Raw genomic sequence first — 20,296 nt, forward strand, 5'->3', positions numbered from 1 at the left:
TTCAGGCCTCCGCGCCAAGGGTGCGGTCCGGATCGACGGCCGGAGCCGGGGTAATGCCGGCCGTGCGAATGGGATGGTCAGGACCTTCCTCAGGGCCGGTCTCGCCCGATTGGGGCGGCTTGCTCATGAGCTTGAGAATGTAGCCTGTGCCGGCCCCGAACACGATGAAGTAGACCACGATGAAGGTCAGCAGCGACGCGGCGACCGCCGGAGCCTCAAGCGGTGAGACCGACTCGGCAGTCCGGAGCAGGCCATAGACGGTGAAGGGCTGGCGCCCGACCTCCGTGGTAACCCAGCCGGCGATTACGGCCACGAATCCCGCGGGCCCCATGGCCAGCGCCAGCCAGTGCAGCGGGCGCCAGTCGTAGAGCCGGCCCCGGAACCGGCCCCACAGGCTGAGCACTCCGAGGCCCAGCATGAGAGTGCCCAGGCCCACCATGATGCGGAAGGACCAGAACACCACGGGCACATAGGGCCAGTTGGCGCGGTCGAACGTGTCGAGCCCATCCACCGGAGCATTCAGGTCATGCTTGAGGATGAGTGACCCTACTTTCGGGATCTCGATGGCATAGCGCACCGTGCCGGCCTCCTGATCGGGGATGCCGAACAGGATCAGGGGAGCGCCATGCGGGTGGCTCTCGAAGTGACCTTCCATCGCCATGACCTTGGCGGGCTGGTGCTCCAGAGTGTTGAGCCCGTGCATGTCGCCCACGAAAATCTGAAGCGGGGCGACAACGGCGACCATGCCCATCGCCATCGAGAACATCACCTGGGCGCCCTTGTTGGTGCGCTCGCGCAGGAGATGCCATGCCCCGACACCGCCTACGACCAGCCCCGTCGTGAGGTAGGAGGCGAGCACCGTATGGACGAGGCGGTAGGGGAAGGACGGGTTGAACACGATGGTCCACCAATCTTCGGGAACGAACTGTCCGGCCTCGTTGATGGTGTGACCGACCGGGGTTTGCATCCACGAGTTGGCGGACAGGATCCAAAAAGCCGAGATGCAGGTGCCGATGGCGACAGCAAGGGTCGCGGCGAAGTGCAGCCGTCGCCCGACACGCCCCATGCCGAACAGCATGATGCCGAGGAAACCGGCCTCGAGAAAGAAGGCTGTCAGAACCTCGTAGGCCATCAGCGGGCCGACGATCGGCCCGGCCTTGTCGGAGAACACCGACCAGTTGGTGCCGAACTGGTAAGACATGACGATGCCGGACACGACGCCCATGGCAAACGCCAGGGCGAAGATCTTGAGCCAGTACTTGAACAGGTTGAGATAGACCTCGCGCCCGGTCCACAGCCACAGTCCCTCCAGCACGGCAAGATAGCTCGCCAGCCCGATCGAAAACGATGGGAAGATGAAGTGGAACGAGATCGTGAACGCGAACTGGAAACGTGCCAGGAGCAGGGCGTCGAACTGGTCAAACATTGGGCTCTCCCTTGGATGAGAGGGCGGTAGTCGATTGGGCCTGTTCGTTGACGTGAAAACGAAAGACGTCGGGACTCGCGTGGTGCGCCACGACGTCGAAGTCGTACTCGCCGTCAAGGTCCAACTCGACCAGGATATTCGCTAAAGGGGCCATGATGATGGCCGTTCCGACGAAGCGGCGGAGGTCTTCGCGCTCCTCGGGCAGATTCTCGATCCTGCGGGTCGCATCGAATCCGACCGGATTGGTTTGGACAACCGCTGCAGTGGCTAGGGCGCTCTCCATGGTTCATCTCCAACGGTGTTGCGGTCGAACGAGAGGGTGATGCAACACCCCGGCGGGTCACTGCAGGTCGCATTGCCCCGCGCTTGCTGTATGGGTTACCTGTACATGCAAGGTGCATACATATGGCTGCATGCAGTGTAAAGGGTGCATCTGGTCAAAGCGGGGATATGCGGCATTTCGCTCAGAAGCTGGCGGAATCGTAGTGCACCAGTTATATGTATTTGGGAATTATTTGTATGGTTCATCAAACCATACAAATGAATCTGGAAGGTCAGGAGAGATAGATGGATACCCGCTTTGGCTCCTATAGCATTGCGTCTTCGGACCGGTTTGATCCGGAGCAGTTCTTCCGAGGATCCTTGGCTGATCTCAAGGCGGACGGCCGCTACCGGACCTTTCTCGAGCTGGAGCGCAGGGCAGGGCAGTTCCCCCTCGCTGATGCACCGGGGCGGTCCGACCCTGTCATCGTGTGGTGCTCGAACGACTATCTCGGCATGGGCCAGCACCCGGTGGTGCTCAAGGCCATGCACGAGGCCATCGACCGGGTGGGGACCGGGGCTGGTGGAACCCGCAACATCTCCGGCAACACCCGCGACCATGTCCTGCTCGAGCGCGAGCTTGCCAACCTGCACGGCAAGGAGGCGGCCCTCGTCTTCGCCACCGGCTACGTGACCAACGAGGCGGCGCTCTCGACGCTGGCGGGAATGATCCCGGGCTGCATCGTGTACTCGGATGCCCTGAACCATGCCTCGATGATCGCGGGCATCCGGCATTCCAAGGCCGAGAAGCGCATCTTCCGCCACAACGACGTGGAGCACCTCGAACACCTGATGGCGGCCGACGATCCGGCGCGGCCGAAGCTGGTGTGCTTCGAGAGTGTGTACTCGATGGATGCGGACGTCGGCCCAATCAAGGCGATCTGCGACGTCGCCGAGCGCTACGGCGCCATGACCTATCTTGACGAGGTCCATGCCGTCGGATTGTACGGTGAGCGCGGCGCTGGCGTGGCCGAGCGCGAGGGCCAGATGCATCGCCTAACGGTGATCCAGGGAACCTTGGGCAAGGCCTTCGGCTGCGGCGGCGGCTACATCGCGGCCTCGGCTCCCCTGATCGATTTCGTGCGTAGCCATGCGCCCGGTTTCATCTTCACCACGTCGATGCCTCCTGCCGTCGCGGCCGCCGCGCGGGCGAGCGTGGCCTATCTCAAGGCCAGCACCTCCGAACGCAAGCGCCACCAGGAGGTTGTCGCCACGGTGAAGAGCCGACTCAAGGCCGCGGGAATTCCTGTCATGCCATCCGAGACCCACCTGGTTCCGGTGTTCGTGGGCGACGCCCATCTGGTCCGGCGCATCTCGGATGAGTTGCTGACGCAGCACGGGATCTACATCCAGCCGATCAACTACCCCACCGTGCTACGCGGTACTGAGCGGCTGCGGATCACGCCGACCCCGCTCCACACAACCGAGCAGGTCGATCACCTCGTCGAGGCCCTGACGGCGGTGTTTCGGACGCACGGGCTTGAGACGGGGCAGGCGGCATGACGTTCGAACGCGAGAACGTCCGGCGTATGGCCGGATACGTCCCGGGTGAGCAGCCCCGTCGGGCGGTGGCCAAACTGAACACCAACGAGAACCCGTTCCCGCCCTGTGATGCGGTTCTTGCGACCCTGGCCGGGATCGACGGGGAAATGCTGCGCCGCTATCCCGATCCCACGGCCTGGGGCTTCCGCACCGCGGCGGCCCGCCTGCACGGCCTCACGCCGGACCACATCGTGGCCACCAATGGCGGCGACGAGCTCCTGCGACTGGCACTGACGACGTTCCTGCCTCCCGGTGCCCCGCTCGGCCTCGCGGAGCCGAGCTACTCCCTCTATCCGGTGCTGGCGGCGGTTCATGACAGCCCGCTGTGCCCGGTGCCGTTGGCTGATGACTGGTCGGTGCCGGCCGACATTGCACGGCAATGGAACAGAGCCGGAGCCAGGCTCGCGATCCTCGTCAACCCGCATGCCCCATCGGGGCGACTTACAGCGGCTCAGGAACTGGCGGAAGTGGCACGGACCTTCAAGGGCGTGCTGGTGATCGACGAGGCCTATATCGATTTCGTTGATCCGGGAATTGCACACGACACCATCGCCTTGGTGCGGGAGGCCGACAACGTCCTGCTCCTGCGGACCATGAGCAAGGGCTATTCCCTGGCCGGGCTGCGTCTGGGCTACGGGATCGGCTCGCCAGGATTGGTTTCACCGATGCTGTCGAAGACCAAGGATTCGTACAACGTGGATGTCGTTGCCCAACGGGTAGGGGAGACGGCTCTGCGTCACAACTGGGAGGCGGCTGAGAGATGGGCCTTCGTTCGCGAGGAGCGAAGCCGGATGGCACGCGAACTCTCCGTTCGAGGGCTCATCTGCGCTCCCTCCCAGGCGAATTTCCTGCTCGCGACGATGACTTCACGGCCTCCCGGGACAGCAAGGCGTCTGCTGCGGGAATTGGCGGACGAAGGAATCTTCGTCAGGTGGTTCGACCAGGAGCGGCTCCGCGACAGCCTCCGGATCTCGCTCGGCAGGGCGGCCGAGAACGATGCGTTGCTCGCTGCGTTTGATCGTCTCCTTCCTCAACCGTCCTGACATCGTCCGGACCCTTCGTCTGGGGATCGGAAGGGAAGTGCAAGGTGCTTCCCTTATCAAGGATTCACTCGGCCGAAGCCTCCAGGGACTTGCCGTTCTTCGACGGAAAGTACGTGTACGAGAGAGTGATGTCGTGAACATCGGCCATGCCCGGATCATCCGCGATGGCCGGGTCGATGTAGAACACCACCGCTGCCTCCATGGTCTCGCCTGCCTGGAGGGTGTTCTCCTGGAAGCAGAAGCATTCCAGCTTCATGAAATGGCTGCCGGCCAGCTCGGGCAGGACGTTGTACGTCGCCATGGCCGTCGCCGGGGCGACGCCCGTGTTCCGGATCGTGTACGTCACTGTCTGGGTCTCGCCGACCTTGATCTTGATCGCGGGCGTCTCGGGCGTGAAGCGCCATGGGAGATTGGGTGCCACGTTCGCGTCGAACCGGATGGTCAGCGTGCGGTCGAGCACCCTATCGGCGGGCCTGGAGGCGAGCATTGGCGTGCCACCGAAGCCCGTAACGGTGCAGAACAGGTTGTAGAGCGGGACGGAGGCATAGGCGAGGCCGAGCATGCCGGCCGCGACGGCCAGGCAGGTCAGGGCCGTGTTGCGGGTTCGTCCCGCAGGCGAACGATCGGTGTCGGACATGGCAGCAACCTTCGAGGGCAGGGACCGACAACTCAGCGGCGGGGACCGACGGGGCCTGGGGAGGGCGGTCCCTTCTCCGCTACCTGCCGCGGGACGGCGAAGCGGCCTTCCTCGGCCTTGTGGAAGTACTGGCTCGCAACCAGCATGCCCTTGGCGATGCGGATCGGCGGGATGCAGGTCAGCAGCAGAAACGGCCCTGATGTGAGCAGGTGAACCCAGACGGATGGCTCCCACATGATCTCGACCCAGACACCGAACCCGGCCGCCGGAATGCCCATGATGATCATGATGAAGAAGGCCGGACCGTCGGCCGGATCGGCGAAGGAGTAGTCGAGGCCACACGACTCGCAACGTGGGGCGAGTGTCAGGAAGCCATTGAACAGGCGTCCCTTGCCGCACCGGGGGCAGCGGCACTTAAGGCCGTGCTTGAGGATGGCGTCCTTCGCGGTGAGGTTCATGGTCATGTCGGCTCCTTCCGGCCTGCACCCCCGGCACCCAAGGGCACCCAGCTATGTATGGATTGACGTCCCATACAAATAGACGTAAATTCTCCTGCGAGGCCGGGCCAGCTTTAGCCTTTCGCGGATTTGCAGCGGCCTCACACGCGCACTATGTATGTTATGAGTACTCCCTACATTTACAAGACAAGAAGGTCAATAACACATGTTGTCCTGGATGCCGCGGCTTGAAACGGGACATGGGCCCAAGTACCGGGCCATCGCCGAGGCACTGCTGGCCGACGTGCAGTCCGGGCGCCTCAAGCCGGGCCATCGCCTGCCGCCGCAGCGCCAGCTCGCGAAGGAGCTCAGGGTGGACCTCACTACCGTCACCCGTGCCTTCAACGAGGCCCGTCGGATGGGGCTGATCGAAGCGAACACCGGGCGGGGCAGCTACGTGCGCGGACAGGCTCCGGAACAGAACAATGTCGCGCCTGCCGGATCTCCGATTATCGACCTGAGCATGAACATGCCCCCGCAGCCGCCGGCGGCGAAGCTGCGCGAGCGCATTCAGGAGGGAATCGCGGGCGTGCTTTCGTCGCCGCACGGGCTCATGCACCTGCACTACCAGGAGAGCGTGGGTGCCGGACCGGACCGAACTGCTGCCGCCCGCTGGCTCGCAGCCCGCCTTGGCGCGGTTCCCATCGACCGCGTCGTGGTGACCGGCGGCGCTCAGACGGCGCTCTATGCCATCGTGCGGATCCTGGCGGATCCCGGCGACGCCATCTGCGTTCCGGATCTCACCTATCCGGGACTGCGGGCTATCGCCGAGCAGCTCAACGTGCGGCTGGTCCCGGTGGCCATGGACGGGGAGGGGCTCGATCCTGCCGCCTTGGAGGAGGCGTGCGGGCACGAGCGACCGAAGGCGGTCTATTGTGTCCCGACCATCCACAATCCGACGACCGCGACCATGTCGGCCAAGCGGCGCGAGGCCATCGCCGAGGTGGTCCGCCGCCACGGGATCGCGATCATCGAGGACGATGCCTACGGGGCATTGCCCCGGCAGGCCCCCGCGCCGATCGCGGCCCTCGCGCCCGACCTCACTTGGCACATCGCCACCCTGTCGAAGTGCGTGACGCCCACCCTACGCACCGCCTACGTCGTCACGCCGGGCATGGCCGAAACCCTACGGCTCGCGGCGGAGATCCGCGCCATGTCCCTGATGATGCCGCCGCTTATGGCGGCTCTCGCCTCAAGATGGATCCTGGATGGCACGCTGGACGCGATCACGGCAGCAATCCGCGAGGAAAGCGCGGCCCGGCAGGCTATCGCAGGTCGGGTCCTGCAAGGCCTCGAGTTCCAGGCCCACCCGGAGGGGCATCACCTGTGGCTGACCCTGCCGGAGCGCTGGCGCCGGGCCGACCTCAATCTCTATGCACGACAGTCGGGTCTTGCCTTGGTGTCGAGCGAGGCCTTTGCGGTCGGGCCTGCTCCGGATGCTATTCGCGTCTCCCTTGGCGCGGCACAGAGCCAGGCGGTGCTGGAACGGGGGCTCAACCTGCTTGGAGCCGTCCTGTCGCATGGCCCCAGTGCTCTGTCCTCGATCGTGTGACCTTGGTGAAGAACAGACACCGTGTGGCATCCTAGAATGATCGTTTCATCTAAGGGTATCTGTCACTGGGTTGGGGAACCAATGGACGACACCCGCTTCATCTGACGGCAGGGGTCGGATAAACGCTGATCACGCGGAGGAACGGAAGTGACTTTGACGATCCTCATCCAACAACGAGATCATTGACCTCAGGGTGACGGCTGACCCAGCCCGTCATGAACGAGCACCGGACAACCGCCTGACGCCCACTCTCACGGATCTGCCGGAACACGCCCTCTGCCAGTTTGGATCCGATCCCCTGACCCGATAGCTGTTGAGGCACGTCGGTATGAATGAGAACGACCTTGCCATCCTCCAGCCGGTAATAGGCTGCCGCAATCGTGTCTCCGATGGCCATCTCAAAGCGGCGAGCGGCTGTATTTTCAGTGACTCTGTCGTCCATAGGGTTGCTCCTGTTGGTATGCTGGCGGCAAAGGCTGCCTTTGGTGATAACAATTAATTTCGCGTACGCAGACACACCGATCCGTTCCGACGATGCCAGTTGAGGCGGTGCTGTTCGTGCACTGATCCGCTCTCATTGATCACATTTCAGATGGCAGTATGTCGGTACCTGCCGCAGCGCACGCGGGATGAGAGAATACTGTCTTTCCCCCTGTCACGACCCCAAGGACGCAAGTGTGGCTTGGTGCTTCAATGGGCATGGGCAGAAAGGTTTAGCAGCCACCATACCAAGGTATAGGTCCATTCGACCGCTGCATAGTCTGGCCGCGCCTTGCCTAGACCAGAACATAGCTTTCGCGATCGGTGAAACGAGCCATGATTGGACAACTGCCCTTTGAGGGGACAGCCCCAATAGAGGCCTCCTCAGATAGGAGCAGGCTCTCTGAAGCTTAAGGTAAGGAACACAAAATGGGACACGTTCTGCCCAGTGGGGGCGGCAAAGCTCTGATGAATGTCGACGACGCAGCGTTGCTCCTGCTCGATCATCAGACGGGTCTCTTTCAGACTGTCAAGGACATCACGGTCGCTGAATTGCGTGCCAACGTGTCGGCACTCGCCCAGATTGCTACTCTGCTGAAGCTGCCGATCATTACAACGGCCTCGGAACCGGAAGGGCCAAATGGTCCGCTGATGCCGGAGTTAGCCGAGCTGGCGCCCCATGCCATCTACGTGCCGCGGAACGGCGAGGTGAATGCCTGGGACAATGATCTGTTCGTTCAGACGGTCGAGGAGACGGGCAAAAAGACGCTGATCATGGCCGGCGTCTGGACGAGCGTATGCGTCATGTTTCCGGCCCTCGATGCCAAGGCCGCAGGCTTCAACGTTTATGCCGTTGTTGATGCATCCGGTGATCCCAGCCAAATGGCCTCCCGCACGACCCTTGCCCGGTTCGCTCAGTCCGGGGTCGTGCCGACAACCACCAATGCGGTAATCTGCGAGCTTCACCGCACTTGGCGGCGCCCGGAGGCGGCGGCAATCGCCGACATCTATACCGTCGCCACACCCGACTATCGCACCGTCATGGAGAGCTATCAGAAGGCCAAGGACGTCGGTTCGGCGCAGAAGCAATACCAGGACCGCATGTAAGGGCATGTGCACACGGGCATTAGCCTGAACGGAGGAGATCCGATGAGAATAATGATGAGTGCCGCAGCGACAGCGTTGTTGCTGACCGTGGGAAATGCCGATGCCCAAGCGCCTGGTTCGCCGGATAAGGGAGTAAACCTTCCTGGCTCCAAGAACGCGAAAGTGACGGAAGTCTACCAGCGGGCTTTGCCGGGAATCCCTGGCAAGAGCATCAAGGGCGTTATGGTCGAATACGGACCCGGTGGATATTCGCCGTCCCACACCCATGCAAAATCCGCAATCATCTACGCAACGGTGATCGAAGGTGCTGTTCGCAGCCAGGTCAACGAAGGACCTGTCGTGACCTATCAGACCGGTCAGAACTGGACGGAGATGCCTGGCGATCATCATCGTGTCAGCGCCAATGCGAGCGAGACGCAGCCGGCCAAGATCCATGCTGTCTTCGTTGTAGACGACGTGGACACTGAACTGACGGTCCCGGACAAGAAGTGATGAGCCTTCCGGCTTCTCAGTGAAAGCGTGGGCTCGCAGGACGACAAAAGGGCGTCTGGCAGAGGTCGCGACCAACCGGTTTCCATGGAGGCGGATCATGAACGACTTTGGCGCCGGGAGGATCAGGGACGAGCTCATTCTGATCGCTCGCTTCCTGCTTGCCTTGTTGTTTCTGATATTTGGCTGGGAGAAGCTCGGTGATTATTCAGGGACCGTCGCCTACATGACGCAGAGCGGCGCTCCCCTGCCGACGATCGCCGCTCTCGTGGCGATCGTGGTCGAGTTCGTATTGTCAATCGCGATCATCCTTGGCATCTGGACGCGGCCCTTAGCGGTGGTGCTGGCGCTCTATAGCCTTGCTACTGCGTACATCGGCCATCCCTACTGGAGCATGGAAGGGGTCAACCGCTCTGCGAACATGATCAACTTCTACAAGAACTTCAGCATCATCGGCGGCTTCATGCTGCTGTATCTGACAGGCCCGGGCAAATACTCGATTGATGCAAGGCTAGGATTGGTTCGTACTCCACCGCTGCGATCTCAGATGCACTGAGCTGCCGCAGGCCGGCGAGTGTCAAGTCGGCCATCGTTCAGGGGCTTGGACTCAAGCTCGAGCGATCTCGAATAAGAGACAGGAACTTCGGTCATGTCGATGCCCCATAACTCTTCCCCTGTCGTTGATGGGCTAGGGGCCACGACTTCTAGCCCAGCCGACATAATCCTGTTCAACGGCAGGATCACGACGCTTGATCGTCAGAAGCCCGAAGCGTCGGCGCTGCTCATCCGGGACGGACGCTTCGCGGCCGTCGGTGAAGAAAGGGAGGTGATGCCTCTCGCCGAGCCGACCACGCAGCGGATCGACCTCAAGGGACGACGAGTCATCCCAGGGCTGATCGACAGCCACATGCACATCATCCGCGGTGGGCTGAACTACAACATGGAGCTCCGTTGGGACGGCGTCCGTTCCCTGGCCGATGCCATGCGCATGCTCAAGGAACAGGTGGACCGCACCCCGGCTCCGCAATGGGTGCGCGTCGTGGGCGGCTTCACCGAGCATCAGTTCGCCGAGAAGCGCCTGCCCACACTCGACGAGATCAACGCCGTCTCGCCCGACACGCCCGTCTTCATCCTCCACCTTTACGACCGTGCGCTGTTGAACGGTGCCGCCCTGCGGGCCGTCGGCTACACGAAGGATACGCCAAACCCGCCCGGTGGCGAGATCCAGCGCGATGCAAACGGCAATCCCACGGGCCTGCTGATCGCCAAGCCCAATGCCACCATCCTGTACGCCACCTTGGCGAAGGGTCCGAAGCTCCCGCCCGAGTACCAGAAGAATTCCTCGCGTCACTTCATGCGCGAGGTCAACCGGCTTGGCGTGACCGGCGTGATCGACGCCGGTGGCGGCTTCCAGAACTACCCGGACGATTATCGGATCATCGAGGAGCTGCACCGGGAAGGCCAGCTCACGGTGCGCCTCGCCTACAACCTCTTCACCCAGAAGCCGAAGGAAGAGCTCAAGGACTTCGACAGCTGGTCCAAACAGGTCAAGCCGGGCCAAGGTGACGATCTCTACCGCCACAACGGCGCGGGCGAGATGCTGGTGTACTCCGCAGCCGACTTCGAGGACTTCAAGGTCGAGCGTCCCGAGATGCCGCCCAACATGGAAGGGGACATTGAGCCGGTCGTCCGCCTGCTGGTCGAGATCCGCTGGCCCTGGCGGATGCATGCCACCTACAACGAGACCATCACCCGGGCGCTCGACGTGTTCGAGACGGTGAACCGGGACATTCCCTTCGATGGCCTGCACTGGTTCTTCGATCATGCCGAGACCATCGACGACCGCAACATCGACCGCATCGCGGCGCTTGGCGGCGGCATCGCCGTCCAGCACCGCATGGCGTTCCAGGGCGAGGACTTCGTCGAGCGCTACGGCAGCAGGGCGGCCGAGCGCACGCCGCCGATCAAGCGCATGCTGGAAGCCGGCGTGCCGGTGGGCGCCGGCACGGACGCCACCCGTGTTGCCTCCTATAATCCATGGGTGTCGCTGTCCTGGCTCGTGACCGGCAAGACGCTGGGAGGACTGACGCTCTACCCCTCTGCCAACCGTCTCGACCGGGAGAGCGCTCTGCGGTTGTGGACCGAGGCCAACACCTGGTTCTCCAACGAGGCCGGCAAGAAGGGGCAGATCAGGCAAGGCCAACTAGCCGATCTGGCGGTGCTGTCCGACGACTACTTTGCCGTGCCGGAGGACAGGATCCAGGACATCACGTCCGTTCTCACTCTGCTCGGAGGCAAACCGGTCCACGGCGATGCCGAGTTCAAGGATCTCGCGCCGGCCCTCCCACCGCCGATGCCAGACTGGGCGCCAGTCCGTACCTTCGGCGGCTATCAGGAGCGCCGCGCCGGTCTTGAATCCGATAGCAAATACGCCTTCGCCGCGGCCTGTGGCTGCGCCAACACCTGTGGAGTGCACGGCCATTCCCATGCCGCTGCATGGGGCTCGACCCCACCGACGTCGGACTCGCGCTCCTTCTGGGGCGCCCTCGGCTGCTCCTGCTGGGCCTTCTGATGAGAGGATAACATGACCGACATCACTGTTCCCCGTCTGTTTGCCCAAATCCTGGAGCTGCCAGCTTTCGATTACATCGTCCGCGGTGCGCTCGTGTCGCCATTCCTGATGAGCGGAGTTGTGAAGCTCCTCGATTTCACCGGAGCGATGAACGAGGTCACCGGGCTCGGTCTCAAGCCCGCAGGGCCGTTTGCGGCGGCCGTGATCGTTGCCCAACTCGGCGGATCGCTCTTGTTCCTCACGTCACGCTACTGCTGGCTGGGCGCTGGCATCCTGGCAGGCTTCACGGTCCTGGCGACTCTGTTGGCGCATCCGTTCTGGGCCTTCGACGGACCAGACCGCGGGCGTCAGACAGCAACCTTCTTCGAGCATCTCGCCATCGTTGGCGGACTCGCCATGGCAGCCCTGTTCGTCAACGGACGGAGTGCCCCCCAATGAGGGCGGCCGAGACCACGGCGTCCACAGGCACACCGGCTCCGCCTCCCGGCGCGTTCGCGCCCCTGCGGCATCGCCTGTTCGCGGTGATCTGGGCCGCCACTGTGCTCGGCAACATCGGCACCTTCATGCGCGATGTCACCTCAATCTGGCTCGTCACCGACCTCTCCGTCTCGCCGGCTGCGGTCGCGATGATCCAGGCCGCCGGCACCCTGCCGGTCTTTCTCCTCGCCATTCCGGCCGGCGTCCTGTCGGACATCCTCGACCGACGCCGCTTCCTGATTGCGATCCAGATCGGGCTTGCGGTTGTGAGCGCCATCCTCGCCGCCCTGGCTTGGACCGGCACAGTCTCGGTCGTGAGCCTCGTCGCGCTCACATTCCTGGGTGGTGTCGGAGCGGCGCTGATGACGCCAGCCTGGCAGGCCATCGTGCCGGAACTTGTTCCCCGCCCGGACCTCAAGGGGGCGGTGGCGCTCAACTCGCTCGGCATCAACATCGCCCGCTCGATTGGGCCCGCCCTCGGTGGCCTCCTTCTCGCCACCCTGGGGGCCGCGGCGGTCTACAGCATCGATATTCTCACCTATGTCGTAGTCGGCGCGGCCCTTCTGTGGTGGCGGCGGGACGCCGGAACCGATGACGGCCTGCGGGAGCATTTCGGCGGGGCCCTGCGGGCGGCCCTGCGCTATGCCCGCGCCAGCCATGAGCTCCACCGGATCCTGTGGCGAGCCGTCCTGTACTTTGCCTTCGCCAGTGCGGTCTGGGCGCTCCTACCCATCATGTCACGCCAGGAGATCGGCGGCGGCCCTGGCTTCTTCGGCCTGATGCTCGGCAGCGTCGGAGCCGGGGCGATCGCGGGCGCGGTGGGGTTGCCGACTGTTCGGGCGCGGCTCGGCCAAGACCGGCTGGTGCTGGTAGCCTCGCTCGTCACGGCCGCTGCCACGGCCCTGCTCGCCCTGACCGACTCGGCCGTGCTCGGCATCCTTGTGGCGTTCATGCTCGGCAGCGCCTGGATCGCGATGCTGACCACGCTCAACGCCACCATGCAGGGCATCCTGCCGAACTGGGTCCGCGGCCGGGGCCTGGCAATCTACATCACCGCCTTCAATGGTGCGCTGGCGGTGGGAAGCGTGAGCTGGGGCTCCCTCGCACAGAGCATAGGAACCGATCCGACCCTGCTTCTGGCCGGAGCGGGACTGGCGCTGGCGGCAGCACTGGCCCACCGGGCTCCCCTGCCGAGCGGCGAAGAGGATCTCACGCCATCGATGCACTGGCCCGAGCCGATCCTGGCTGAGACCGTGGCCCAGGACCGCGGGCCGGTGATGGTCACGGTGACCTACCGCATCCGGCAAACGGACCGGCCTGCCTTTCTCGCCGCCCTCAACCGGCTTTCCGAGGAGCGCCGCCGCGACGGTGCCTACGCTTGGGGCGTTTCCGAGGATGCGGTCGACCCGGAGCGCGTGGTGGAGTGGTTCTTCGTTGAGTCCTGGGCTGAGCATCTGCGCCAGCACCAGCGTGTTTCGCAGGCGGACGCCGCGATCCAACTGGAGGCCCGCCACTTTCATCAAGGATCCCAGGAACCGACGGTCCAGCACCTTTTGGCACTCAATCCACGCCGGTCAGCAGCATTGACCAGCGTTCACTAACAGGAGGAGCATCCATGGCAGACATTGCATCACTTCTAACCCCGTCTGAGTGTACGATGCTGTTCATCGACCACCAGGCGGGCCTCGCGTTTGCCGTAGAGTCCGTTGATCGTCAGACTCTCCTCAACAATACCGCCGCCCTGGCCCGAACCGGCCTCGTCTTTGGCCTTCCTATCATCGTTTCGACATCGGCGACAAAGGTCTATAGCGGACCTCTGATGCCTGCGATCCAGATGGTCATTCCGGATGTGGAGGCGATCGACCGCAAGAGCATGAACGTCTGGGAAGACGAGGCGGCCCGCGCGGCCGTCGAGGCAGCGGGCCGAAAGCACCTGCTCGTCTCCGGCCTTCTGACGGAGGCCTGCGTCTCATTCACCGTACTCTCGGCCCTGGCGGAAGGTTACGAGGTGTCCGTCGTTGCAGATGCATGCGGAGGTCTGACTCCCACAAGCCATGATCTTGCTCTCCGCCGCATGGCATCCGCCGGAGCCCACATGACATCCTGGATCCAGGTCCTGCTTGAGCTGCAGCGCGATTGGACCCGTCACGAGACCTATGATGGGGCACGCTTCATCGTGGAGACCTATGGCGGAGGCTACGGCATCGGTCTGAGCTACGCTCGCGATATGATCACACCCCCACCCCTGGCCGGATCTCCAAAATGAAGTGTTCCTGCAGCCCGATTTCTCGATCCGCAGGACGGCACCTGGATCAAACCACAAATCACGAAAGGAGGATATGCGATGGCAAAGGATCTTGAGAAGCAGTTGGAATACTTCGGCGTGCCGTGGGAAGAGGCCCATGGGTATGCCCAAGCGGTTCGGGTCGGCAACACGATCTATGTGTCGGGCCAGCTCAGCCACGATGACGACGGCAAACTCGTTGGTCCGGCCCCCGTCAATGCATCCGGGAGGGTTACGGATACCTCAAACATGGAGCTACAGATGCGCACCACCTATGCCAACGCTGCCAAGCTGTTGGCTCGGTTCGGAGCAACGCTGGACCATGTGGTCGAGGAGACGATCTACGTCACCGATGTCGATGCGGCTTTTGCCGTCGCCGGGCCTGCCCGCGAGGCTGCCTATGGCAAGGAGCAGCCGGAATGCGCCAGTACATTGGCCGGCGTCACCCGTCTGGCCTTCCCGGAGCAACTGGTCGAAATCAGTTTCACGGTGGTCCCCCCAGGCTAGTGACCGGCCAATGCACCATAAGCTGATATGAAGACCTAAACCTTCGTATGCCCGCGACTAGACCTCGGGCTGAGTGTCGCCCGATCCACACCCGGGTAAAATATTGACAGCAGGCCGACGGCCTACGCCGACCCGCGGCATTCTCCTTCGAACCGATCAATCTTGCATAAGGAGTGAAAGCGATGAGAATTGTTGTGGTAGGTGGCACCGGACATATCGGCTCCAGGCTCGTTACAGCCCTAAAGGACTGTAATCAGGATGTAGTGGTTGCCTCACCGTCTTCGGGCGTCAACACAATCACCCGCGAAGGATTGGCTGAAGCATTGAATGGCGCTCAAGTCGTTGTTGATGTGACGAACTCTCCGACGTTCCAGGATGACGTTGCGCTGGAGTTCTTCCTCGCATCGGGCCGGAATCTTCTGGCAGCGGAGGAAGCCGCTGGTATCCAGCATCACGTCGCCTTGTCTGTCGTCGGTACTGATCGTCAGCCGGAGAGCGGTTACTTCAGGGCGAAGATGGCACAGGAGAACCTGATCCGGGCGTCGCATCTACCCTATACGATTTTAAGATCGACGCCGTTCTTCGAGTTTCTCACCGGGATTGTCGAAAGTGCCGCCGATGGCAACGTGCTTCGGCTGTCGCCGGCTCCGATCCAACCCATTGCGGCCGATGACGTTGTGGCAGCCTTACGCGAGGTGGCGATGGGTCGGCCGCAGAACCGCGAGATTGAGATCGTCGGTCCGGACAGGTTCGGCCTCAATGAGATTGCCGAACAAATCCTAACAGCCAACGAAGATAACCGAATGGTCATTGCCGACCCTCAGGCTTTGTATTTTGGAGCGGTGCTGCAAAACGATACCTTTGTGTCAGGCGATCATCCGCGATTTGCGCCAACACGCTTTGAAGACTGGCTCAGATCATACGTGGCCGATGAATTACCTGTGGCCTTTTAACACGCGGTTGAGCACGCGGCCATCGGAGCAAGACCCTCAGGCATTCAGATCAGAGGGAAGCGGGTGACGAAATGTTCAAGCATAGCGATTACGTGCCTAGAAGCCGGATTGAGCAGTGGGTTGAGGCGAGACTGCCTATCATCGGCTTTTCCTATGATACGGCAGTGTCGTACCCGGTGCCGCGGAACCTGAACTATTTCTGGACCTTCGGCGGAATACTCACGTTCATGCTCGCGTCGCAGATCGTCACCGGCATCGTCCTCGCGATGCACTACGTGCCGAATGCTGATTTGGCCTTTCAGTCGATCGAGCGCATCATGCGCGACGTCAATTATGGATGGCTCATCCGGTATTTGCATGCCAATGGCGCGTCGATGTTCTTCATCGCGGTGTACATCCATATCTTTCGCGGCTTGTACTACGGATCCTACAAGGCGCCCCGCGAGATCATCTGGATCCTTGGCATCATCAACCTCCTGATCATGATGGCGACCGCGTTTCTGGGGTATGTCCTACCCTGGGGGCAGATGTCCTTCTGGGGCGCGACCGTCATCACCAATCTCTTCTCGGCGATCCCGCTCGTTGGCGAGACGATTGTTGAGTACCTGTGGGGTGGCTATTCGGTCGGCAACGCAACCCTGAACCGGTTCTTCTCGCTGCACTACCTGCTGCCCTTCATGCTTGTTGGCACCGTCACGCTTCACGTCTGGGCGCTCCACCACGTGGGGCAGAACAATCCGACAGGTGTGGAGATTACGGACTTCAGAAAAGATACGGTGCCTTTCACGCCGCATGCGACCCTGAAAGATCTCTTTTCCATCGTCACCTTTATCATCTTCTTCGCCTACTGGGTGTTCTACATGCCCAACTATCTGGGCCATGCGGACAACTACATCCCGGCGAACCCGGCCGTCACCCCTTCCCACATTGTCCCCGAATGGTATTTCCTGCCGTTCTACGCGATCTTGCGCGCCATCCCTGACAAGCTTGGCGGCGTGATCGCGATGTTCCTGGCGATCCTCCTCGTGGCGTTCCTGCCCTGGCTCGACACGTCCAAGGTGCGCTCGATGTCCTATCGTCCAGTCGCGCGGCCGCTGCTCTGGATGTTCGTTGCCGCCTTCATCGGCCTTGGATATCTCGGCAGCATGCCGGCGGAAGGCGGCTACGTGATCGCCGCACGGATCCTCACCGTGCTTTACTTCGGATACTTCGTAGCCTTGCCCATCGTCGGCTTGTTTGAAAAACCGCTCCCGCTGCCCCTGTCGATCGACGAGCCTGTGCTCGCCCGCCACCAAAGGCCCGAAGTCTTGGTTGGCAGGTCCGTCATACGCAACAGAAAATTCGCGAGTGGTTAGGCTATGCACATAGGTCGACAGTATAAAATCGCTGACTTTCTCGCTTGGACAAGATGGGAGTCTGGTTGGATACTCTCTTGGTCCTTGCTCGTCACTATTATTCTTCAAGTCACAAACTGGCATTTTCTAACAGTGCCGTCGTCCATTCTGGCCCTTGTAGGATCGGCACTCGCAATCACTCTCGCGTTTAAGAACCAGCAATGTTACGCGCGCTTCAACGAGGGCCTTACGCTGGCGGGGCAGGTAAGCGCGACCAGCATGGTCCTGGCCAACAGATTGATGTCGATGGTCGACAGGCGAGATGCCGCAACACCAAGCCCAGGGCTGAGAGAGATATTTTATCGCCATTTCGCGTGGCTGACTGCGCTGCGCTTCTACCTGCGTGAAGGCAGATCCTGGGAGAATACGTTTGATCCGGGAAACGTGAGCTTTCTCGCCCGGACCCCAAGTCCTGAAAGCCACTCTGCCCTTGGTGAGGAGTTGAAAGCCTATTTATCGGATGCAGAAGTGCAGAAAGTCATGACGCATCAAGGCGACAAAGAGGGTCTAATTCTTCATTGGCAGTACGAAGCTGTCAGGGATCTCCATGCTAAAAGCCTCGTCAACGAGTACCCTTTTACATTGCTGACGGCTGCACTTGATGATCTTGTCCGCTTGCAAGGTGCTTTGAAGCGGATAAAAAACTATCCCTACTCGCGGAACTACTATTCTATAGCGGTCATTCTGGTGAAGATCTTCGTTCTAATGGTTCCGTTTGGTCTCTATTCGGAAGCGCGGGAGTTGGGCGACCCAGCTGGGATCGGGAATTGGACGGCCTGGTTGAACGTGCCCTTCAGCGTGGTCGTTGGCTGGATCTTTATGTCGATGGAGAAGGTCGGCGAAAACTCGTCGAACCCGTTCGAAGGGAATTCCAATGATGTCCCCATCTCATCAATCACGCGGCGGATCGAGATGGAGATGCGGATCATGATCGACGGGAAGACCGACCTCAAGCCAATTGTAGCAAAGGACAGCATCCTGTTCTAGTGTAGTCGGAGCATCCGCGCCCACTTCTGGTCTTGGATCGATACCATGGTGCCATTTTGCAGGAGCGCAGTCTCGGACGACGGGACATCCGAAAGGGAGGAACTCGCAGCATGGTTGATTGGTCCGGCACGCCTGTCTGGCAACGCAGTTGCGGTGACCTCCGGGCTCGCGGAGAGGTTGACCAGGATGGGCGTTCCGTTGCACCGGCTGCGCATCGCCATGCGCGTCGACAACCCGCTTCTGACAGCATGGGGCATCGTCTGGGGACCTGAGACAGCGGCCGAGATCTTCACCATCAGCCAAGCCCTCCGCGAATCGTCCACTTACGTTGGCAGCCCGTCCCAGCATGTTATGGAGACCGGAACCTGGTTCCGGCGGCGGCTCGACCAGCTTGGGCCCGAGGATCACACTGTCCTCCACGAGCTGGCGGGTGTCGGCTTTGCGGACTATCTTGCGATTCCGGTGACCTTCGCGAATGGGATCATTCAACCGGCAGTGTTCGCCACACGGCACGGCAGCGGGTTTGCTGACAGTCACATCGCTCTGATCAACGGCCTCTGCGTTCCTCTCTCGGCTGCGCTGGAAGCGATTGCCATGCGGCGCTCGACTGCAAGCCTGCTGGCCACCTTCCTGGGCGAAGGCCCAGCCGCGCACGTCCAGGCCGGAGCGATCCATCGCGGCGACATTGTCGAGACCGAAGCGGCCATCCTGCTCACTGACATGCGCGGGTTCACTCCTCTCTCGCTGGTATCACCCCCATCACAGCTGCTGGCCACGCTGGGACGCTACTTCGAGGCTGTGGCCGATGCCGTTCGGGCGGAGGGAGGCGACGTTCTCAAGTTTCTGGGTGACGGAGTCCTGTCGATCTTCCAGGTGACCGAGGACGGCCGCACGGCTGCCTGCACAGCGGCTGTGCGTGCCGTGTCGCGGGTCGTCGCGTCAGCCCGGACCGAGGATCTGCCCCCCTTCGTCGCTGCCCTGCACGTTGGCCCAGTGATGTATGGCAACATCGGAAGTCCCACTCGTCTGGATTTTACAGTGGTTGGAACGGCGGTGAACATCGTCAGTCGTCTGGAGGGGATCGCCAAGGCGAGCGGCGAGACGGTGGTCTGCTCAGAGACCTTTGCCTCTGCCGTGCCGGCGACGCTCACCCGAACCATAGGTCGCTCCGCGATCAAAGGGTTAGACGGCGAGCACGAAGTTTTCGCCATGGCTGTCGAACGGGACAGTCGAGCGTAAACAAGGCCGTGGCTGTCAGAATACGTATCTCTGGCTGCGTTCAGAGAGTATGAGACATCAAGGCCTCTGTGCATGGAACTGGGAAGGAGAAGAGCTGATGAGCTGGAACCCCGCCGATGACCCGCAGCCGGGCGACAAGCTCGCCTGCGACGCCATCGAGACGGTCGTCGTGTCCCGGGCCCGTGATCTCGGCAGCTTCGAGGTGCGCCGGGCGCTGCCCTCGGCGCAGCGGCAGATGGTCGGTCCTTTCATCTTCTTCGACCAGATGGGACCGTCCGAGTTCCTGCTCGGGTCCGGCATGGACGTGCGGCCGCACCCGCACATCGGGCTCTCGACCGTCACCTACCTGTTCGATGGCGAGATCATGCATCGGGATTCGCTCGGGACCGAGCTGCCAATCCGCCCGGGTGAGCTCAACTGGATGACGGCAGGCCGCGGCATCGTGCATTCCGAACGGACCGCGCCGGAGCTGCGCACGACGGGCTCGAAGCTCTTCGGCATCCAGAGCTGGGTGGCTCTGTCGGCGAAGGACGAGGAGACCACGCCCGGCTTCGTCCATTACGAGGCGGGCGAGATGCCGGTGCTTGATGGTGACGGCAAGACCGTGCGCCTGATCGCAGGCTCCATCCTCGGCGCCAGCTCCCCGGTGAAGACGTCGAGTGCGATGTTCTACGCCGATGTGGCACTCCAAGCGGGGGCCTCGGTACCGCTGGATCCGGACTACGACGAGCGGGCGATCTACACCGTCTCGGGAGAGGTCGAGATCTCTGGCGACGTGTTCCCGCCCGG

Annotated in this window: 21 protein-coding genes; 16 read left to right on the top strand and 5 right to left on the bottom strand. The window is 62.1% G+C overall.

Going from position 1 to position 20,296, the window contains the following annotated elements:
* Position 1: 1 nt before the first annotated feature.
* Positions 2 to 1,426, bottom strand: a complete 1,425-nt coding sequence (locus DRB19_RS21205; protein ID WP_114188018.1) for a cytochrome ubiquinol oxidase subunit I — start codon at positions 1,424 to 1,426, stop codon at positions 2 to 4.
* Entirely contained in the window at positions 1,419 to 1,709 is a 291-nt protein-coding gene (locus tag DRB19_RS21210; protein ID WP_114188019.1) for a hypothetical protein, read from the bottom strand. The genes DRB19_RS21205 and DRB19_RS21210 overlap by 8 nt, the downstream gene beginning before the upstream one ends.
* 284 nt (positions 1,710 to 1,993) lie before the next feature.
* Between DRB19_RS21210 and hemA the strand changes: the two genes are divergently transcribed.
* On the top strand, positions 1,994 to 3,250 hold the full coding sequence (gene hemA / locus DRB19_RS21215) for a 5-aminolevulinate synthase (protein ID WP_114188020.1): 1,257 nt from the start codon (positions 1,994 to 1,996) through the stop codon (positions 3,248 to 3,250).
* Positions 3,247 to 4,332 carry a pyridoxal phosphate-dependent aminotransferase gene (locus DRB19_RS21220; RefSeq protein WP_114188021.1) on the top strand — a complete coding sequence of 362 codons (1,086 nt, stop codon included), beginning with the start codon at positions 3,247 to 3,249 and terminating at the stop codon, positions 4,330 to 4,332. The genes hemA and DRB19_RS21220 overlap by 4 nt, the downstream gene beginning before the upstream one ends.
* Before the next feature lie 64 nt (positions 4,333 to 4,396).
* Here DRB19_RS21220 and DRB19_RS21225 read toward each other — a convergent pair whose 3' ends face one another.
* Both DRB19_RS21225 and DRB19_RS21230 read right to left on the bottom strand, forming a co-directional pair.
* Complete coding sequence (locus tag DRB19_RS21225) at positions 4,397 to 4,969, bottom strand: cytochrome c oxidase assembly protein (protein ID WP_114188022.1); 573 nt, start codon at positions 4,967 to 4,969, stop codon at positions 4,397 to 4,399.
* Positions 4,970 to 5,001: 32 nt separating this feature from the next.
* The gene (locus DRB19_RS21230; protein ID WP_114188023.1) at positions 5,002 to 5,433 is read right to left on the bottom strand and encodes a DUF983 domain-containing protein; all 432 of its coding nucleotides are present in this window, start codon (positions 5,431 to 5,433) and stop codon (positions 5,002 to 5,004) included.
* A gap of 199 nt (positions 5,434 to 5,632) precedes the next feature.
* Between DRB19_RS21230 and DRB19_RS21235 the strand changes: the two genes are divergently transcribed.
* Positions 5,633 to 7,018 (top strand): aminotransferase-like domain-containing protein, encoded by a 1,386-nt coding sequence (locus DRB19_RS21235; protein ID WP_114188024.1) that lies wholly within the window; start codon positions 5,633 to 5,635, stop codon positions 7,016 to 7,018.
* 163 nt (positions 7,019 to 7,181) lie between these two features.
* Here DRB19_RS21235 and DRB19_RS21240 read toward each other — a convergent pair whose 3' ends face one another.
* Positions 7,182 to 7,460 (bottom strand): GNAT family N-acetyltransferase, encoded by a 279-nt coding sequence (locus DRB19_RS21240; RefSeq protein ID WP_114188025.1) that lies wholly within the window; start codon positions 7,458 to 7,460, stop codon positions 7,182 to 7,184.
* 467 nt (positions 7,461 to 7,927) lie between these two features.
* Between DRB19_RS21240 and DRB19_RS21245 the strand changes: the two genes are divergently transcribed.
* The 13 genes from DRB19_RS21245 to DRB19_RS21305 all read left to right on the top strand — a co-directional run.
* Positions 7,928 to 8,605 (top strand): hydrolase, encoded by a 678-nt coding sequence (locus DRB19_RS21245; protein ID WP_114188026.1) that lies wholly within the window; start codon positions 7,928 to 7,930, stop codon positions 8,603 to 8,605.
* Between the two features lie 51 nt (positions 8,606 to 8,656).
* Positions 8,657 to 9,097 carry a cupin domain-containing protein gene (locus DRB19_RS21250; protein ID WP_373867378.1) on the top strand — a complete coding sequence of 147 codons (441 nt, stop codon included), beginning with the start codon at positions 8,657 to 8,659 and terminating at the stop codon, positions 9,095 to 9,097.
* A gap of 97 nt (positions 9,098 to 9,194) precedes the next feature.
* Positions 9,195 to 9,650 carry a DoxX family protein gene (locus DRB19_RS21255; protein ID WP_114188028.1) on the top strand — a complete coding sequence of 152 codons (456 nt, stop codon included), beginning with the start codon at positions 9,195 to 9,197 and terminating at the stop codon, positions 9,648 to 9,650.
* Between the two features lie 99 nt (positions 9,651 to 9,749).
* Positions 9,750 to 11,666 carry an amidohydrolase gene (locus DRB19_RS21260; RefSeq protein ID WP_245439719.1) on the top strand — a complete coding sequence of 639 codons (1,917 nt, stop codon included), beginning with the start codon at positions 9,750 to 9,752 and terminating at the stop codon, positions 11,664 to 11,666.
* Between the two features lie 12 nt (positions 11,667 to 11,678).
* Positions 11,679 to 12,104, top strand: a complete 426-nt coding sequence (locus DRB19_RS21265; RefSeq protein WP_114188030.1) for a DoxX family protein — start codon at positions 11,679 to 11,681, stop codon at positions 12,102 to 12,104.
* Positions 12,101 to 13,744: an MFS transporter gene (locus tag DRB19_RS21270; RefSeq protein WP_114188031.1), complete on the top strand. Its 1,644-nt coding sequence runs from the start codon at positions 12,101 to 12,103 to the stop codon at positions 13,742 to 13,744. The genes DRB19_RS21265 and DRB19_RS21270 overlap by 4 nt, the downstream gene beginning before the upstream one ends.
* 14 nt (positions 13,745 to 13,758) lie before the next feature.
* A complete protein-coding gene (locus DRB19_RS21275; RefSeq protein ID WP_114188032.1) occupies positions 13,759 to 14,409 on the top strand; it encodes a hydrolase in 651 nt (216 codons plus the stop codon).
* Between the two features lie 78 nt (positions 14,410 to 14,487).
* Complete coding sequence (locus tag DRB19_RS21280) at positions 14,488 to 14,934, top strand: RidA family protein (RefSeq protein WP_114188033.1); 447 nt, start codon at positions 14,488 to 14,490, stop codon at positions 14,932 to 14,934.
* A 182-nt stretch (positions 14,935 to 15,116) separates the two neighbouring features.
* A complete protein-coding gene (locus DRB19_RS21285; RefSeq protein WP_114188034.1) occupies positions 15,117 to 15,887 on the top strand; it encodes an SDR family oxidoreductase in 771 nt (256 codons plus the stop codon).
* A gap of 71 nt (positions 15,888 to 15,958) precedes the next feature.
* A complete protein-coding gene (locus DRB19_RS21290) occupies positions 15,959 to 17,242 on the top strand; it encodes a cytochrome b (RefSeq protein ID WP_114188035.1) in 1,284 nt (427 codons plus the stop codon).
* Positions 17,243 to 17,326: 84 nt separating this feature from the next.
* On the top strand, positions 17,327 to 18,268 hold the full coding sequence (locus tag DRB19_RS21295; protein ID WP_162815793.1) for a bestrophin family protein: 942 nt from the start codon (positions 17,327 to 17,329) through the stop codon (positions 18,266 to 18,268).
* 186 nt (positions 18,269 to 18,454) lie between these two features.
* Positions 18,455 to 19,507, top strand: coding sequence for an adenylate/guanylate cyclase domain-containing protein (locus tag DRB19_RS21300; RefSeq protein ID WP_245439713.1), 1,053 nt, complete (start codon positions 18,455 to 18,457; stop codon positions 19,505 to 19,507).
* Positions 19,508 to 19,604: 97 nt separating this feature from the next.
* Positions 19,605 to 20,296 (top strand): pirin family protein (locus DRB19_RS21305; RefSeq protein WP_162815794.1); only part of this gene is annotated, 692 nt, incomplete at its 3' end.

The sequence above is a fragment of the Microvirga aerophila genome (genome assembly GCF_003332305.1).
GTDB classification, from domain to species: domain Bacteria; phylum Pseudomonadota; class Alphaproteobacteria; order Rhizobiales; family Beijerinckiaceae; genus Microvirga; species Microvirga aerophila.